At 65.0% G+C, this 15,607-nt stretch carries 11 protein-coding genes; 1 reads left to right on the forward strand and 10 read right to left on the reverse strand.

Translation table 11 applies throughout. The features are described from left to right. Positions 1-24: 24 nt before the first annotated feature. The 10 genes from ACZ2HM_RS11220 to dapA form a co-directional block, all read right to left on the reverse strand. Entirely contained in the window at positions 25-3,603 is a 3,579-nt protein-coding gene (locus ACZ2HM_RS11220) for an error-prone DNA polymerase (protein WP_470425243.1), read from the reverse strand. After that, positions 3,600-5,177, reverse strand: a complete 1,578-nt coding sequence (locus ACZ2HM_RS11225; RefSeq protein WP_470426847.1) for a Y-family DNA polymerase — start codon at positions 5,175-5,177, stop codon at positions 3,600-3,602. The genes ACZ2HM_RS11220 and ACZ2HM_RS11225 overlap by 4 nt, the downstream gene beginning before the upstream one ends. Then, positions 5,089-5,895, reverse strand: coding sequence for an ImuA family protein (locus ACZ2HM_RS11230; protein WP_037477624.1), 807 nt, complete (start codon positions 5,893-5,895; stop codon positions 5,089-5,091). The genes ACZ2HM_RS11225 and ACZ2HM_RS11230 overlap by 89 nt, the downstream gene beginning before the upstream one ends. A 108-nt stretch (positions 5,896-6,003) precedes the next feature. Then, entirely contained in the window at positions 6,004-6,792 is a 789-nt protein-coding gene (locus ACZ2HM_RS11235; RefSeq protein ID WP_037477626.1) for a transglutaminase-like domain-containing protein, read from the reverse strand. 321 nt (positions 6,793-7,113) lie between these two features. Then, complete coding sequence (recA, locus tag ACZ2HM_RS11240; RefSeq protein WP_037477628.1) at positions 7,114-8,187, reverse strand: recombinase RecA; 1,074 nt, start codon at positions 8,185-8,187, stop codon at positions 7,114-7,116. A 102-nt stretch (positions 8,188-8,289) separates the two neighbouring features. Further along, positions 8,290-8,646 carry a response regulator gene (locus tag ACZ2HM_RS11245; RefSeq protein ID WP_069065430.1) on the reverse strand — a complete coding sequence of 119 codons (357 nt, stop codon included), beginning with the start codon at positions 8,644-8,646 and terminating at the stop codon, positions 8,290-8,292. 86 nt (positions 8,647-8,732) lie between these two features. Next, the gene (locus ACZ2HM_RS11250; RefSeq protein ID WP_096061653.1) at positions 8,733-11,156 is read right to left on the reverse strand and encodes a response regulator; all 2,424 of its coding nucleotides are present in this window, start codon (positions 11,154-11,156) and stop codon (positions 8,733-8,735) included. Positions 11,157-11,202: 46 nt separating this feature from the next. Then, entirely contained in the window at positions 11,203-11,796 is a 594-nt protein-coding gene (locus ACZ2HM_RS11255) for a DUF2062 domain-containing protein (protein WP_470425244.1), read from the reverse strand. After that, the gene (gene smpB / locus ACZ2HM_RS11260; protein ID WP_037477634.1) at positions 11,796-12,278 is read right to left on the reverse strand and encodes an SsrA-binding protein SmpB; all 483 of its coding nucleotides are present in this window, start codon (positions 12,276-12,278) and stop codon (positions 11,796-11,798) included. The genes ACZ2HM_RS11255 and smpB overlap by 1 nt, the downstream gene beginning before the upstream one ends. A 147-nt stretch (positions 12,279-12,425) precedes the next feature. Beyond that, positions 12,426-13,304 (reverse strand): 4-hydroxy-tetrahydrodipicolinate synthase, encoded by an 879-nt coding sequence (gene dapA / locus ACZ2HM_RS11265; RefSeq protein ID WP_310224305.1) that lies wholly within the window; start codon positions 13,302-13,304, stop codon positions 12,426-12,428. 99 nt (positions 13,305-13,403) lie between these two features. Here dapA and ACZ2HM_RS11270 point away from each other — a divergent pair, with 99 nt between their 5' ends. Continuing rightward, the gene (locus ACZ2HM_RS11270; protein ID WP_470425245.1) at positions 13,404-15,488 is read left to right on the forward strand and encodes a lytic transglycosylase domain-containing protein; all 2,085 of its coding nucleotides are present in this window, start codon (positions 13,404-13,406) and stop codon (positions 15,486-15,488) included. Positions 15,489-15,607 lie beyond the last annotated feature (119 nt).

Here is a 15,607-nt window from a genome sequence, read left to right on the forward strand (position 1 = left end):
TTTTTGTTGTGCCACGATCTCCCCTCAATGAAAGTCGCGCGAGCCGGGCAATATCCGTACCTGGCGCGGGTGGGTGGCGCTGCGCGGTGGGGGGCTGCCGGTGCCGTCGCTGCTGTGGGTCAGGCGGCCCAGCGCGTCGCTGCGGTCATGCACGCGAACAGCCATCAGGTGGACGACGCCTTCCTTGCTGCGCTGGATTTCGCCCTCCACCAGCATCAGCCGGGATGCCATCACCGCGAGCCGCTGCATCTCGAACAGCCGTGCCCACAGCAGGATATTGGCGACGCCGGTTTCATCCTCGATCGTGATGAAGACGGCATTGCCCTTGCCCGGCCGTTGCCGCACCAGCACCACGCCCGCCACCTGCACCCGTGCGCCATTTTTGGCCGCGCTCGCCTGCGCGCAAGTCAGCACGCCCTCGGCGGCGAAGGCCGGGCGCAGAAACTGCATCGGATGGCCTTTCAAGGACAGGCGCGTCACCTGATAATCGGTCGCCACCTGCTCGGCGAGCGGCATGGCGGGCAGCATGGCGTCTGGTTCCTCGCCCAGTTCCCGCGCCGCCCGGTCCTGTCGTCGCGCCGCAGCGAAGAGCGGCAGTTCGTCGGACGGCGTGCGCCGCGCCTCCCACAAGGCGGCGCGCCGGTCCTGCCCCAGCGAGCGGCAGGCATCGGCGTCGGCGAGCAGGCGGAGCGCGCGTGCAGGCAGGCCCGCCCGGCGCGCCAGATCCTCAATGCTGGTAAAGGGGGCGTCGGCCCGCGCCGCCACCATCTGCGCCGCCCAGCTTTCGCGAAACCCATCGACTTGCCGCAACCCCAGCCGCAGCGCCAGGGCTTTCCCCGTCCCCTCCCCCCGATCCGTCCGGCGCGCCCGGTCGATCGGCTCCAGCCCATTGTCCCATTGGCTGGCATTCACATCGACACCGTGCACGGTCACGCCATGGGCGCGCGCATCCCGCACCAGTTGCGCGGGGGCGTAGAAGCCCATCGGCTGAGAATTGAGGAGCGCGCAGGCAAAGACCGCGGGCTGATGGCATTTGAGCCAGGCCGACACATAGACCAGCCGGGCAAAGGAAAGCGCGTGGCTTTCGGGGAAACCGTAGCTGCCAAAGCCTTCGATCTGCTTGAAGCAGCGTTCGGCAAAATCAGCCTGATAGCCGCGCGCGGTCATGCCCTTGACCAGCTTTTCGCGGAAATGGTGGATGGTGCCGACATTGCGGAAGGTCGCCATGGCGCGGCGTAGCTGGTTCGCCTCCGACGGGGTGAAGCCCGCGGCGACGATGGCCAGCTTCATCGCCTGCTCCTGAAACAGAGGCACGCCATAGGTGGCCCCAAGCAATGTTCTCAATTCGTGGGGATTATGCGGTGGCGCGGGATGCGGAAATTCCGGCTCCTCTTCCCCACAGCGCCGCCGCAGATAGGGGTGGACCATATCTCCTTCGATCGGTCCAGGCCGCACGATCGCGACCTGAACCGTCAGATCGTAAAGATTGCGGGGGCGTAGGCGGGGCAGCATGTTGATCTGGGCGCGGCTCTCCACCTGAAATACGCCGACGCTGTCGCCCTTGCACAGCATATCGTAAACGGATGCATCATCGGAATTGATATCGACCGTCAGGTCGTGATCCCCCAGCCCGTGACAGCGCATCAATTCATAAGCCTTGCGGATGCAACTGAGCATCCCAAGCGCCAGCACATCGACCTTCATCAAACCCAGCGCATCAATGTCATCCTTGTCCCACTCGATGAAACTGCGGTCGGGCATGGCGGCATTGTGGATCGGCACGGTTTCGTCCAACCGATTCTGCGTCAGCACGAAACCGCCGACATGCTGCGACAGATGGCGTGGGAAAGGTGCCTTTATCAGTTGCTCGACCAGTCCCCGTAGCCGCACGACCTCCGGATTGTCGAGGGCGAAGCCAGCGTCGATAATCCGCGCTTCGCCCAGATCACCGGAATGGCTGCCCCATATCGTCGCCGACAAGCGCATCGCCACATCTTCGCTGAGGCCCAGCACCTTGGCCACTTCGCGCAGCGCGCTGCGGGACCGATAATGGATGACGGTCGCAGCGATGCCCGCCCGCTCGCGGCCATAGCGGCGATAGATATATTGCATCACTTCCTCGCGCCGCTCATGTTCGAAATCGACGTCGATGTCGGGCGGCTCGTCGCGCTCTTCCGACACGAAGCGGGAAAAGAGCAGGTCATGCTTCATCGGATCGACCGATGTGACGCCCAGCAGGAAGCAGACGATGGAATTGGCCGCCGATCCCCGTCCCTGGCATAATATGGGCGGATTTCGGGTGCGGGCGAACCGGACCAGGTCATGGACAGTCAGGAAATAATAAGCATATTTCTGGATGCGGATCAGCCGCAGTTCCTGGCCGATCAACGCCCTGACTTTTTGCGGCAACGCCCGGCCATAATGCCGTTTCGCTCGCCGCCGCACCATGTCCTCCAACCAATCGTCCGATGACCAGCCGGGAGGAACCGGCTCGTGCGGATATTCATATTGAAGGTCGCTGAGCTTGAAATCGATGCGGGCGATGAACCGGATCGTTTCGGCTATGGCATCGGGGCAGGCGGCAAAGAGCCGCGCCATTTCCGCAGGCGGTTTCAGAAACCGTTCGGCATTGGCGTGCAATAGGCGCCCCGCCGTTCTGAGGGTCGTACCCGTCCTGATGCAGGTCAGGACATCCTGCACGGGACGCGCGGTTTCGGCGGCATAGAGTATGTCGTTCGTCGCGATCAGCGGCACGCCCACGTCACTGGCGGCAGCTTGCATCATCGCCATATGACGGGCATCGCGGCCTTCGTAGCGCATGGACAGACCAAGCCAGACGCGGCCGGGTGCCTTTTCCTGCAATCGTTGCGCTACCTGTTGCCATGTCGGTGGGGAAGAAGGCGGCACCAGGCGTAAATGCCCGGACGGTGCCTCCTCTTCTTCATCCTCGGTGGCATAGGCCGGGGGTGTGCGATGGGCCTGTTGCGCCTGCCCGGTAGAAAAGGGCAGGACGATCAACAGCATATCTTCAAGATGCGCGAGCAAATCGCTGAACCGCAGGATGCAGTCGCCCTTGACTGCCCGGATATTCCCCTTGGTCAGCAATCGGGTCAGCCGCCCCCATCCCAGGCGGGTCGTCGGATAGGCGATGATGTCCGGCGTGCCATCGACGAACACCAGCCGCGCGCCAACGATCAGCCGCAGATCGGTTTCACACGCTGCTTCTTCCTGTGGTGTCAGTAGGGCGGATTCGCCCTTCTCCTCCCGCGCTTTCAACAGCCCGGCGCGTGCCTTGTCCGGTGCCTCACGCAGCGCGACATACGCGCGAACGACACCGGCCACGCTGTTCCTGTCGGCAATACCGATCGCCTTGAGGCGGAGATGGATCGCCTGTCCGACCAGGTCGGCCGGATGCGATGCGCCATGCAGGAAACTATAATGGCTCATCGCCACCAGTTCGGCGAAATCTGGTCCCCCCTTGTCCAGAGGCCGATGCTCCTCCACTCGCCTTCCAGCCGTACGCTTTGCCGCCAACTGGTCCAGCTCGCGCCGGTCGGCCGATTTGGGTTTGGCTGGGTCCGGTCCTTTGCGGCGGCTGCTCATGCGAACAGGCCGTGGAGATACCAGCCGGGGTCAGGCGTCTCCGCGCCATAGAGGCCGTGGCGGAACAGCCAGTAGCGGCGGCCGCGCGCATCCTCGACGCGGTAATAGTCGCGCGTCTTGCCGATACTGTCCCCCTCGATCGCGCCATCCTTCGCACGCCACCATTCGGGCGCGATCCGTTCGGGGCCTTCGAAGCGGACCACGTCATGCAGCGCGCGCCGCCAGCGGAAGCGGTGCGGCGGACCATCGGGCACGCCCGCGACCACGTCGATGGACTGGGGCGGATCGAACAAATGAATGGGGCGCAGCGGCGGGTCGCCCGGTTCGCCGACCGGTCCCCAGTCGGCGGGCGCGCGCACTTCGGCGGCGGGCAAGGCCAGTTGCGCTTGTTCGGGAATGTGGCTGTCGCGCGGCACCAGGCGCTGGATGCGTCCGCGCCCGGCCCGGATCGACAGCCGATCGACCAGCGCCGCCACGCTTTCGCCCTTGCGCGCTTCGCCCCCTTCGAGCGCCAATTGGGTCGCGGCCATCGGCTCGGCCAGCGGCACGGTCAGGCGCAGCATGTCGAAGCCGAAGCCGGGATCTATGGGATCGGACAGGGAGTCGATCCGCTCGCGCATCAGCCGCAGGATGGACGGGGCATCGCGCACGGGCAGGCCGGTTTCGACGCGCAGCGGGAAGGCGAGGCCATCGCTGCGGAAGAAGGTCGCTTCGAACCGACGTCCCCCCTGCCCGCGTTCGGCCAGTTGCTCGCCAGCTTCGGCGGCCATCTCCTCCAGCCGCTTGAGCGCATAGGCGGTGCTGCCGATCGGTTCGGCAAAGCGGCGGTCGATGCGGATGGCGGGGCGGGCGCGGCGGGGCGCGAGCGGGCGATGCCCCAGTCCCAACAGCGCATGGAGCGCATCGACCGCTTCCGCGCCGAAGCGCGCCGCCAGCGTCGCGGCGGGACGAGCCGCAAGATCGCCCACCGTCCGCAGGCCCGCCCGGCGCAGCGCCACTGCGCTTTCCTCCTCCAGCCGCAACGCCTCTACCGGCAAGCGGCGGATCGTCGCCGCTTCGTCGGGTGCGGGGGGCACGGGAAAGCGGGCGAGCGCGTGGGCCGCTTCGGGACTGGCGGCGATCGCATGGCGCACGCGCATGCCATAGCGCTCCAGCCGGTCGGCCGCGTCGCGCGCCAGCGCTTCTTCCCCGCCCCAGAGATGATCGCAGCCGCTAATATCGAGCATCAGCCCATCGGGACCGTCGAGCGCAGCATTGGGGGTGTAGCGCCCGCAGCCATCGCACAGCCGTTCGAGCCAATCCTGATCGGCATGCGGCTGGGCATCGAACACGCGCAGGTCCGGTTCGCGGGCGCTCGCGTCGGCCAGGGTCATGGCCGGCAGCAAGCCGATGGCCAACCCGTCGGCATCGACACTCGCGAGCCGGATCGCCCCGCGCACCGGTTCGACGATGACCGCCGGGCCGTTGCCGCCCGCCGCCCATTGGTCAGGCCGCGCGACCCGCAGCCGGTCCAGCGCCAGGAAGGGAAAATGCAGCGCCAGATAGCGGCGCGTCGCGGATGTCGTCATCGTCATGGCGTTCATCTGCCGCGTCTCCAAATTCGCCCCTGTTGCTGTCCCAATATAGTCGCCACGTCATTCCGTCCGGCCCTGCCCGGCGGCGCAGCAGGGTGATATCGAAGGCGCTTTGGCCCGGTGCCTGGCCCGACAGCGGGGCGGAGGGGGCCGCCGCCACGCGCCAGCGCGTTTCGGCGGCACTGGGCACCGGATCACCGCCGATCCGCAGCAGCAGCGCGGTCACGCCCGATGTTTCCGCCGCCAGCGCCAATCGACGGCTCGCGGTCAGGTCCAGCAAGGGCGCGGGGCCGCGCAGATCGATGAGCAGCGCGCCCAGCGCCGGGCAACGCAAAGCATCCACGGCGGCGCGCAGCAGCATGGCGTCGTCGGCCATCATGCCGATCAGCAACCGTTGCGGGTCCAGTCCCAGCGCCGCCAGCCCCGGACCATAAGGCGCACCCGCCACCCGCACCGCCGTCGCGTTGCGCAGCCACAATAAGGGTGCGTCGCGCCCAGCCTGACGCATCCAGAGCAGGGCGAGGCCAGCGGCGGCGCCTTCCTCTTCGACGCTGGCGAAAATCTCATGCACGCGGCCTTGCGCCAGTCCGCCGCCCAGTGCGGCGTCCATCATCGCCGGGCCACAGCTAAAGCGCGGCGAGGCTTCCGCCGCTGGTGCGCGGTCCAGCGTGGCGATATGCCGCTTGAGCGCGGCGAGACTGTGAATCGACTCGGTCATTCCACTTGTTCCCTTTATGTTCTTTTTCGGGGCAAGCGGGGTCACTGTCAATGCAGGAGCGATGATTGGAGTCGAATGGGGCGGCGACCGGGCCGCCCCATCGGACGATTATTCGGCGTCGACCTGCGTGACGCTGATCGACTGGGCGTTCATCTGGCCCCCGCCGAAGATGGTCATGAAGGCGATGTCGGTGGCGTCGCGGCCGACGGCGATGCGGACCATGGTTTCGACCGGCGCAAGGCCCGTCGAATCGACCAGATGCCAGGCGCCGTCGAGCCAGACTTCGACCACGGCGTGAAAGTCCGGTGGCTCAAGGCCGAGGGCATAGACCGACACCAGTCGCGCGGGAATGTCGCGCGAGCGGATCAGGGCGGCGGTCAGGTGGGCGAAGTCGCGGCAGACGCCTTGCTGGGCGACGAACGTGTCGGCGGCCGTGGTGGTGGCGTCGGAGCTGCCCGACACATAGACCAGATTCTCGTTTACCCATTGGACCAGCGCCTGCACCAAGGCGCCGCCCTCCAGGTCGGGGAAATGGCCGCAGACGAAGCTGACGAACCGGTCGGCTTCGCAATAGCGGCTCGGCCAGATGAAGGGCAGCACATCTTCGGGCAGGCTGGGAAGCGGGCTTTTGTCGAGGGTGGCAAGATCGACGGTCGGCCGCTCCACGTCCACGGTCGCGCGGAACGTGCTGACCATCCGGCCAGTGCCGGTACGGGTCCAGGTGCGGCGGCCAATGCCATTGCCGCCGACCTTGTTGGTCAAAGGCCCGGCATTCTGGATGATGTGGGACTGTTCGACGATGCGTTGGTCGGGCATCGCGGCGGCCTCCACCGCCAGGAGCACGTCGGTTGGCTGGGCGAAATCATAGTCCAGTATCGCTTCGATCGCGACGCGCATGGGATGCCTTTCTGTCAGGGAATATGCGCCAAACGCGCGGATAAGGAGTCCGGGTCCGCATGCTCCAAAAGCAACATTGCGAAGCCGCAGGCACAAGGCAAGGGGGATGGTGGCGGGCGCTTAACTTCGCACTTTTCCCGCACATTTCGACATATTCTTGCGTCCGGCCGATCCTATCGGAAAGCAGACCGCACCCGCCTCGCCGACCATGGTAAAAGGCCCGCCCCACCACGGGACGGGCCTTTTCAGTGCGTGAAGCGAAAGCGCACACGAACCGGGCTGTCTCGTCCGGCTGATCCGACCGGACAAGGCAGTCAGCCCTTATTCGTCATCGTCATCCGCTTCGGGTCCGGTCATTAGGGCTTCGGCTACCTGTTCGGTCTTGCCGCGGATCGCCTTTTCCAGCTTGTCGGCCAGTTCGGGATTGCCCTTGAGGAAAGTCTTCGAATTTTCGCGGCCCTGGCCGATGCGGATCGAGTCGTAGGAGAACCAGGCCCCCGACTTCTCGACGATCCCTGCTTTGACGCCGAGGTCGAGAATTTCGCCGATCTTCGAGATGCCTTCGCCATACATGATGTCGAATTCGACCTGCTTGAAGGGCGGGGCGACCTTGTTCTTGACCACCTTTACCTTGGTTGCGTTGCCGACGATATCGTCGCGATCCTTGATCTGTCCGGTGCGACGAATGTCGAGGCGGACCGAAGCGTAGAATTTGAGCGCGTTGCCGCCGGTCGTGGTTTCCGGGTTGCCGTACATCACGCCGATCTTCATCCGCACCTGGTTGATGAAGATGACCATGCATTTGGACCGCGAGATCGAGCCGGTCAGCTTGCGCAGCGCCTGGCTCATCAGGCGTGCCTGCAAACCGACATGGCTGTCGCCCATCTCGCCCTCGATTTCCGCGCGCGGCACCAGCGCCGCGACCGAATCGATCACCAGGATGTCGATGGCGTTCGAGCGCACCAGCGTATCGACGATTTCGAGCGCCTGCTCGCCCGTATCGGGCTGCGACACGATCAGTTCGTCGATGTTGACGCCCAGTTTCTTGGCATAGCCCGGATCAAGCGCATGTTCGGCGTCAACAAATGCGGCCGTACCGCCGATCTTCTGCGCTTCGGCGATGGCGTGCAGCGCCAGCGTCGTCTTGCCCGAACTTTCCGGGCCGTAAATCTCGATGATCCGCCCCTTGGGCAGGCCGCCAATGCCAAGCGCGATGTCGAGGCCGAGCGAGCCGGTCGAGATCGCTTCGATCTCCAGCTTCTCGCGCGACCCCAGCTTCATCGCGCTGCCCTTGCCAAAGGCGCGGTCGATCTGGGCCAGCGCCGCGTCCAATGCTTTCTGTCTGTCCATAGTCCCGTTCTTCTTGGAATCGATGAGGGATAGCATTGCGGTCATGAGCCAATCTCCTGTCAAGCGGAGCCGCCGACTCGGTCGGCGTCTTGGTCATGATGTATCTCTTTTGTTCTACCAGAACAAGAGGAGAACGGAAATTTCCTATCAGGCGGCGAATATCTTGCCGAGCGCCCGTTCGACCGCGCCGATGGTAAAGGGCTTGGCCAATGTCGGTCGGTCGGCATGGACCGGCGGCAGATCGTCGGCCATGCCCCCGGTGGCGAAGACGAAGGGGATCGACTGTTGCGCCAACAGGTCGGCGACCGGCCAGCTTTTTTCGCCATGAAGATTACAATCGACCAGCGCCGCGTCGAAACCACCGTCGCGCGCATAGGCGCAGGCTTCATCGACGCTCGCCGCGACCGCATGCAGTCGATAGCCCAATGCGTCGAGATAATCTTCCAGCATCATCCCGATCATCGCTTCATCTTCGACGATCAAAATGCTTTTGCCTTCAGTCATGCGTGGCAGTCCCCTGTTTGCGATGCTCGTCCGCTACCGTATCGCCGCAGGCTTGCCCAGCATAATTGCTCTGATCCAACGCAAGCTCAATCGATCGGCGACCTGACTGCCATCGCGTCGCGCGCAGCCTCCGCCAACTGGCTGACGGAAAAGGGTTTGGGCAGGAAGGCGACATTGGCGATGTCGATCGATTTGCGCAATTGCTCCTCGGCATAGCCGGACATGAACAAGACCGGGAGGTCAGGCCGGGCGCGCCGGGCGCGGGCGACCATCGACGGGCCATCCATATTGGGCATGACCACATCCGAAATGAGCAGGTCGATCCTGTCGGTGTTCGCCAGCACTTCGAGCCCCTGTTCGCCGTCATTGGCGGTCAGCACGGTATAGCCCTGCCGGGTCAGCGCGCGTTCGGCGACGGCGCGGACCATGTCTTCGTCCTCCACCAGCAGGATCGTGCCGGTGCCCCATGTCTCGCTGCGCTTGACCGGTGCCTTGACCGGCGCGACCTCCTGCGCATCGGCCCCGGCATAGACCGGCAGATAGATGACGAAGCTCGCCCCGCGCCCCATTTCCGATTCAGCGAAGATATAGCCGCCAGACTGCTTGACGATGCCATAGACGGTGGACAGGCCAAGGCCGGTGCCCTTGCCCAATTCCTTGGTGGTGAAGAAGGGTTCGAAAATCTTGGCCAATATGTCGGGCGGGATGCCAAGCCCAGTGTCCGACACGCGCAGCGCGCTATAGTCGCCGGCGGGCAAGATTTGCTGCCGCATCTCACGCACCTTGATCGCGGGCACGGCATAGGTCTGGATATTGAGGGTGCCGCCTTCGGGCATGGCATCGCGGGCGTTGACCGCCAGGTTGACGATCACCTGCTCCATCTGGCCGGGGTCGGCGCGCACCGCGCCGAGGTTGCGGCCATGATTGACCTCCAGCTTCACATTTTCGCCAAGCAGGCGCTTCAGGAGGTTGGACACGTCGGCGACGATGTCGGGCAATTGCAGGATTTGCGGCCGCAATGTCTGCTGGCGCGAGAAGGCGAGCAACTGGCGGGTCAGGCCCGCCGCCCGGTTGCTGTTCGACTTGATCTGCTGAAGATCGTCATAATCGCTGTCGCCCGGCGCATGGCGCATCAGCATCAGGTCGCAATGGCCGATGATCGCGGTCAGGATATTATTGAAATCATGGGCGACGCCGCCCGCCAGTTGCCCAATCGCCTGCATCTTGGTCGCTTGCGCCACCTGCCGCTTGAGCTTGCTCTCCTCGCTATTGTCCTTGAGGGAGAGCAGCACTGCCGCTTCGCCCAGGCCGCGCACGCCCGCGAGGCTGAGCGCCACAGGTTCGTCGGGCTGATCGCGCATCCGCACCGCGATGTCGCCCGACATTTGCGGGCCGACAGCAAAGCGCCGCACCGCGTCGGCGACCGCCGCCTGGTCCTCCCGCACCACCAGATCGCCGGGATAGCTGGGCGTTTCGCCGGGCTTGAGGCCGACGACCCGCGCAAAGGCATTGTTGACGAACAGCACCCGTCCGTCGCGATCCGCCATGGCGAGGCCGAAGGGCAGCAGCGAGAGCAAAGTTTCGATATAGGACAGCGCCGACGTACCGCCGCCACCGGCCGGTTCGTCGATCAGCAGCAGCAACATCGGGCCGTCCTGCGCCGAACCCTGCGCGCCATTGGCCTGGATCGCGCGCTTCAGCGGCACTTGCAGCAAGCGGAGCGGCAGCCCGCCTTGTTCCTCGCGCGCCAGGAACAGCCGCGACTTGTCGTCGACCCGCATATGCGCGGCAAAGTCGCGGCCGATGATATTGGCGTCGATCCGTCCGGCGGCCCGCAGCAGAAAAGCACCATTGGCGGCGCGGATGCGGCCTTCGCCACCGATCATCACCGCCATCACGCCCGCTTCGCCCAGTTGGCGGCCCGCTTCGCCGGTCAGCAGCCGATGGACATCATCCAGGGCGCTCGGCTGGCGGACCGGCGTGAAGCGCCAAAGCAGATAATCCTCCGCGCGTCCGGTGCGGGCGATATCAACGTCGAGCCGAAGCCCGCCCTGCGCCACCCCCTCGACCCGCGCTTCGCCATCGCGCCAGGCGGCACGCGAGGCCAGCGACAGGCTCTCGGTCAGCGCCGCTTCGCCGGTGACGCCGGGCGGGGTGGGGTAGCCGGGGAACCATTGGCCGAACAGGTCGCTGGCGCAGACTAGCCGCCCGGCCCGATCCGTGACCGCGATCGCCATGCTGGAGGCGTCGGCCGCGGCGCGGGCCACGGTCCAGTCGGGGGTGGCTTCGCCCGCCACGACATGCGCCGGGTAGAGGCGGCGCGCCCAGGCCATCAGTGCGGCAATGACCAGCAGGGTCGCCGCGAACCCGGCGGCCAGCGCGGCGTCACCGATCGCGTAGAAAACCAGCGCGGCCGAAAGCGCGGCCGCCAGCAGCAACAGCGGCAGCGCGAGGCGCGAAGATGGCTGCGTCAGCCATGCTTCTCCATCCTTGTTCAGCCGCGCGGCCATGATCGGCCTTCCCCTTGCACCAGCATTGGTTCCCTATCGCCCCGGTTCAGACCGGCGCGATTTCTTCCCTTGCGCTGCTTTCGTGGACCTTGCCAATCCTCAATTTGCGCGCCTGCCACTTGCGGCCCATGCGATGGCGCCAGAACCAGTCGGCCACGACATAGCCGACGATCGCCGCCACCACTGATATGATCGCCAGCCCCAAGAGCATTGCAGGTGCCGCTTCCGACACCAGCCAAGCGGTCCATTGGCCGATCGTGGCATGGTCATCGACCAGCGCCATGAAGCCCGATGCATCGGCGCTGCGGCCCAGCATCCAGTTGCCGATATAGACCGACAGCCACAGGATGAGCGGCGTCGTCGCGGGGTTGGACAGGAAGGTCATGGCAGCTGCCACCGGGATATTCGCGCGGAATGGCAGCGCCAGCAGTGCGGCCCCGGCAATCTGGATGCCGGGGATCAGCAGGAAGATGCCGACCAGCAATCCCAACGCGACCCCGCGCGGCACAGACCGACGGGTGAAGCGCCACAGCGAGGGTTCCAGCACCCGATGCGCGACCGGAGCCAGAAACTTGTTATGCTCCAGCGACTCGCGGGTCGGGGCGTTGGCGTGCCACCAGCGGCTGAAGCGATTGTCCATCAGCCCTTGTCCCGCATGATGCGCTGCTGGTCGCGCTTCCAGTCGCGGTCCTTGATCGTCTCGCGCTTGTCGTGGGTCTGCTTGCCCTTGGCCAGCGCCAGTTCGATCTTGGCGCGGCCCTGACTGTTGAAATAGACCATCAGCGGGACCAGCGTCATGCCCTTGCGCGACACGGCGCTGTGCATTTTTTCGATCTCGCGTTCGTGCAGCAGCAGCTTGCGGGGCCGCTTGGGTTCGTGATTTTCGCGGTTGCCATGGCTATATTCGGGGATGTTGCTGTTCACCAGAAACACCTGGTTACCCTTCACCTCGGCATAGCTTTCGGCGATATTGCCCTCGCCGCCGCGCAGCGCCTTCACCTCGGTGCCTTGCAGGGCGATGCCCGCCTCGAACACATCCTCGATAAAATAATCGAAGCGGGCGCGCCGGTTTTCGGCGACGATCTTCTTCTTGTCGAAAGTGACGGGACGCGGGCGGGCCATAAATTAATCTAACACCTAATGCTCAACATCCGTTCGGGCTGAGCGAAGTCGAAGCCTTCTACTGAGCGGAGCGAAGTGCCTCGCGTTGCTCGGCCGAGCCCTTCGACTTCGCTCAGGGCGAACGGATAATATGGGGCTTTGTCACTCTTAAACCAGTCCCGCAATCTCCAGCGCGCGATCGACCGCCGACCGGCTCGATTCCGACGGCCAGGTGATCGGCAGGCGGACGTCGCCGGGCATGTCGGGTCGAACGCGCGTGAGCGCATATTTGACCGGGCCAGGTGAAGAATCGCTGAACAGAGCATCATGCAAGGGATAGAGACGATCCTGCAGCGCCAAGGCACCATCCCAATCATGCGCGGCGCAGGCCGCCTGGAAATCGGCGCACAGGCGCGGCGCGACATTGGCGGTGACGGAAATGCACCCCTTGCCGCCCATGGCGTTGAACCCCAGCGCGGTTTCGTCATTGCCCGACAATTGGCAGAAATCCGGGCGGCAGGCGAGCCGCTGCGCGGTGACCCGGCCCAGATTGCCGGTGGCGTCCTTGATACCCACGATCGTCTGAAACTCCTCCGACAGGCGATGGATCACCGGCACGCCGATGTCGGTAATGGTGCGGCTGGGCACATTATAGAGGATGATCGGCAGGGCGCAGCGTTCGGCGAGATAAGCGAAATGCTGATAGACGCCATCCTGGTTGGGCTTGTTATAATAAGGCGCGACCACCAGCGCGGCATCGGCCCCTGCCCCTTGCGCGGCATACATATGTTCCAGCGCGATGCGCGTGTCGTTGGAGCCGCAGCCTGCGATCACCGGCACGCGGCCTGCCGCCTGATCGACGCAGATCGCGATGACGCGATTATGCTCCTCGACCGTCATGGTTGCGCTTTCGCCGGTGGTGCCGCAGGGTACGAGCGCGCTCGATCCTTCCGCGATCTGCCAGTCGACCAGCGCCCGAAACGCCCCCTCATCCACCCGTCCGTCGCGAAACGGGGTCACCAGAGCCGGAATTGAGCCGGAAAACATGATTTAACTCCTTCAATTCTCCGGGCGGCCGGGGCATGATCGGGCAAGCGGCGCGCTATAGCGCGTCATTCAGGGCCTGATAAGGATGCAATTGCGATTATGTCCAGCATGTCGACGCCCCCTCCTGTCGAAAGTACCCTGATTCGCATGCCCCTTATTGCCCTTTTGCTGTTCACCGCCGGCGCCAGCGCCCAGACCGAAGGGCAGCCCCCCGCGCCATCGCCCTTTCCGCCCGGTGCCGTGGTCCAGCCACTGCCCAAGGCCGACAGCGGCCCCAGCCCCTGGAGCCAGGTCGCCGGTCGCATCGGCCAGCCGAGCGACGGCGCCATCACCGCGACGATCAACCAGTGGCGCGCGTTGCAGCAGAGCGATGGCCTGGGCTTTTCCGCCTATGCCAGTTTCATCACCACCAACCCCGGCTGGCCGGGCGAGGACCGGATGCGGCGCTTGGCTGAAACCGGGATCAATCCCGACAGCTATGATCCGCGCCAGGTCACCGCCTTCTTCGCGCGCTTCCCGGCGCGCACGGCGGTCGGCCATGCCCGCAATGCGACCGCCTTGATGCAGGTCGGGCGGATGGACGAAGCGCGCGTCGCGGCGCGCAATGCCTGGATCGGTGGATCGCTGAGTGCGGCCGACGAAGCGCGGTTGCTGTCGTTGTTCGGCACCAGCCTGACCGCGGCTGACCATGATCTGCGCGCCGACAAATTGCTGTGGGGCAATGATGTCAGCGGCGCGGAGCGGATATTGGCCTATGTCAGCCCGGCCCGCCGCCCGGTCTATCAGGCGCGCATCGCCTTTCGCCGCAAGAGCAGCGACGCGGCCATGCTGATGCAGGCAGCCGAGCCGGTCGGGGCCAGCGATGCGGGCTTCGTCGCCGACAAGGCCGCCTGGCTGCGCGACACCGGCAATTGGGTGGCGGCGCGCCAATATCTGGCGAACCGCCCGTCGCTGACCTATCGTCCGACCGACGCCGAGAAATTTTATGAAGTGCTGCTGGGTCAGGCGCGCGCCGCCGCCAATGACAGCCAGTGGAGCTTTGCCTATGGCATCGCCAGCAAGATCGACGATGCGGTGCCGCCCGGCATCGATGTGAGCGACCAGGCGCTGGGCGTGCGCGACGATTATACCAGCTTGGCGTGGCTGGCGGGTACGACGGCCTTCTACAATCTCAATCGCCCGACCGACGCGATGACGATGTTCCGCCGCTATGCCGAGGCGGCCAAATCGCCGCAGACAAAGTCGAAAGGCTATTATTGGGCGGGGCGTGCCGCGCTCCAGGCGGGCGACCCCGCCACCGCCAACAATTATTTCGGCCAAGCGGGCATCTATCCCGATCAATTTTACGGGCAATTGTCGCTCGAACGGCTGGGCCGTCCGATCCCGCCGCCGCCAGCAGCCGAACGGCCGGTGCAGATTTCCGCTGCCGACCGCGCCGCCTTCGAATCCCGCTCGGTGGTCCGCGCGGTCAAGGCGCTAGGGCAGATGGGCTATTGGCAAGATCAGGGCGTCTTTGCCCGCGCCATCGCCAACAGCGCCGACAATGATGTCGATCATATCCTGGCCGGGCAACTGGCGCAGAATATCGGTCGCCCCGACATGAGCGTCATGGTCGGCCGTCGCGCGGTGTCGAGCGGTCTGACGGGCTATGGGTCCACCGCCTTCCCGCGCGTGCCCGTGCCACCGCAAGCGCAGCATAGCTGGACCATGATCCACGCCATCGCCCGGCAGGAAAGCCAGTTCGACAAGCAGATCGTCAGCCATGCGGGTGCACGCGGCCTGATGCAGCTGATGCCGGGCACCGCGCGCGAGCAGGCAGACAAAATGGGCATGGGCTACAACCCGGCGTCGCTCAACGATCCCAGCTATAATATCACGCTGGGATCGGGCTATTTTCAGCGGATGCTCGATTATTATGGCGGGGCCTATCCGCTGGCGGTGGCGGCCTATAATGCCGGGCCGGGCAATGTGAACAAATGGATTCGCGCCAATGGCGACCCGCGTATGCCCGGCGCCGACATGCTGCGCTGGATCGAGCAGATCCCCATTTTCGAGACCCGCAACTATGTGCAGCGGGTGCTGGAAAATGCCGTGGTCTATGAAGCGATGAACCCGGAACGGGCGCGGTTCCGCGGGACCAGCGCGGTATTGAGCCGCTATCTCGGCAAGCAGACGCCAGGGTAATTTTGGTTCACGCGGAGGCGCGGAGAAGAAAGGGGAAGCCCGCCTAATCTTCTCCGCGTCTCCGCGCCTCCGCGTGAACAAAATTGCCTAAAGCCCGTGACACGCGATAGGGCCATCCT

This window comes from Sphingobium sp. KKT206 (assembly GCF_055640555.1).